The organism is Pedobacter sp. 01T416_2 (assembly GCF_056398925.1).
The window spans coordinates 1-2,329 of sequence record NZ_JBFTQI010000864.1 but is presented as its reverse complement, the minus strand read 5'-3'; the positions used below and the strand labels follow the sequence as shown (position 1 = coordinate 2,329).

Annotated in this window: 2 protein-coding genes; both read right to left on the bottom strand. The window is 36.6% G+C overall.

Annotated elements, in window-relative coordinates; genetic code table 11:
• Window positions 1-278, bottom strand: a 278-nt coding sequence (locus AC1DPQ_RS25165; RefSeq protein ID WP_477611232.1) for a hypothetical protein, incomplete at its 3' end; no start/stop codon positions are given.
• A 24-nt stretch (window positions 279-302) separates the two neighbouring features.
• On the bottom strand, window positions 303-2,329 hold a 2,027-nt coding region (locus AC1DPQ_RS25160; RefSeq protein ID WP_477611231.1), incomplete at its 5' end, for a glycosyl hydrolase.

The window sequence follows — 2,329 nt, the reverse complement described above, 5'->3', positions numbered from 1 at the left end:
GTATGTACACCGTTTACATATTGGGGTTCAATTACATCAGTTGAAGAGAAAACCATTTTAAATTTCTTATTTGGCTGTAATAAAAATATTTGTAACCTTAATGGGACCGCTGTATCAATCGTATCCATCATAATTATGGTTTTGTCCGTTAAACCATCTTTATTTAAATCGCCCTTTTCTAATCTGATCTGGACATTAAAATTATCCTTTACTTTCTTTTGTTGAGCGTAAACCACAGTTTGGGTAAATGCCAGAATTAATACAATTATTTTTTTCATATATTTTGAAATATTAAATCCCATTTACTCTTCCACTTGTATCACTACCGGCCCTAATAATCCCGCAGGATTTAAAGCTTTACCTTCCAATCGGAAAGGTGCAGTTGTTTTGGTAATTCTTTTATTTTCTGGCAATTTGCTATCGCCTATTAAACGGTTAGCCCAGGTATTTGTCACTTCGATGGTAATTTGGTTCTCGCCTTTTTTAATGGCTTTACTAATTTCTAAACGGTGCGGAGCAGTCCACAAAGTGCCGCAGTTTATTCCATTGATTTTTACTTCGGCAATACTGGAGAATTCGCCTAAATCGAGCCAGATCTTACCTTTAAAATCTTCATTGAAGGTGAAATTTTTACTATAAGTTCCAGTTCCTGAATAATATTTAACCAAACTATCTGTGTTTTGTGTCCAATCAGTTAAATCATTAAAAATAACAGGTTTTGATGGGCCAGCATAAGCCGTATTGAATTTTGCCTGCCAGGTTTTAGAAATATCCTGAATAGTTTTTAAGTTAGACCAGTTTTGGCCATTCTCGGCCTTAAGGAGAGTGTCTTTCTTGAAGATTACAAATAATGATTGATTTGGCGCAAATTTTAAATCTAAATAGGTGATTCCAAAAGGATTTCCTGACCAATGCTTTGGTTGCATATATTCATTCGTAACTGCATCATAAATGACTGGCGAAACCTTGTGTTGATTAAAAATTAAGTCAAGTACGCGCTCCCTATTTTCTTGATTTGAAATAAAATAAATTTCCTTATTATTTGATGATCTATGGGTAAACCCTACGTTTTTAGCATAAGTTCCTTCAGGGAGAACATCTTTTTCTGAAGYAAAAAAATCTGGGCTTACTCCCATTGCTTCAAATGTATCGTCAGTAATTGGAGCCTTGTAGATGTTTCCTTTTCCAATTTTTTTGAACAATGTATTAGTCATTACCGCATCAAATCTACTAGGAAATGAATCTATAACACTAAAACTTCCTCCCCAAATTTCTTCTACAACTTTATTAAATTCATTTGGATTAACTTGTTTAATTCCATTTTGATAGCGTGGTTTATCAGCAACAATTACCTTTGCGCCAGCTTTAATCAATTCTAAAAGTTTTTTAATCGTTTGATAGCTGATGTATTGATAATTTGGATTCATCTTTAATTTTCCGGTAAATACCAAAATTTTATAGGTTGCACCACTTTCGAAAACAACATTGCCATCTTTAACGCTTGCGGTACTCAATACATCGGGATTAAAACTATCATAAGCATATCCACGTAATGGATTTACCCAATTTTCAGGATCTGCCATATTTGCTGAATGTGTTACACCGGCTGGCATTTGCCTTAAAGGTTCACGAATATTTGCGAGGCGTTTCTTTTCAGCTTCCACTACATCTTCACCAAAAATACCGGGCAAGGTTTCTACCAGCCTATCTGGTAAAACAGAACGGCGTGGTAATTCTTCACCAGTAAAAACGGCGATATCTACAACAGGTTTGCCTTGCTGTAACAAGCTTTGCGTTCTTTCTGCATAATCTATCCATGCTTTACCAGCCTTCCACCAGGTTTGATCGCGTTGGAAATAAAGGCCAACACCATCTAAGGTCATTCCAGGTTTCCGGTCTGTCCAGGGATTATGTGTAAAAACGTGATACACCAGTTTATTGACCCCTAAAGCATAATTACGATCCTGTAAGGTTTTCATATTGGCTGGACTTTCGTTCCAGTCCATTCTGACTGTTGTAAAAGCTTCGGCCTGGATGATGTTTTTACCATAAATATGTGCGCCAGAAATGGCATCCAACATATCATTTGGCTTATCATGGGTTGGGCTGTTTAACCAAAATTCGCCCATGGGAATGTCAACCGTTTTGTAATGCATCAATCCGTCACTCATCATCGTTGGTGCAATACTTTCGGCCGTAAAAGTTACGCCTTGATCCTTTGCCAGTTTCGCAAGCGTTTTATAAAACTGATCTACAACCAATTCCGAAATCGTTTTTCTAACATCGTAAAGGAAATTTTCGGACACGGACACATTCTCTACGGGTAATC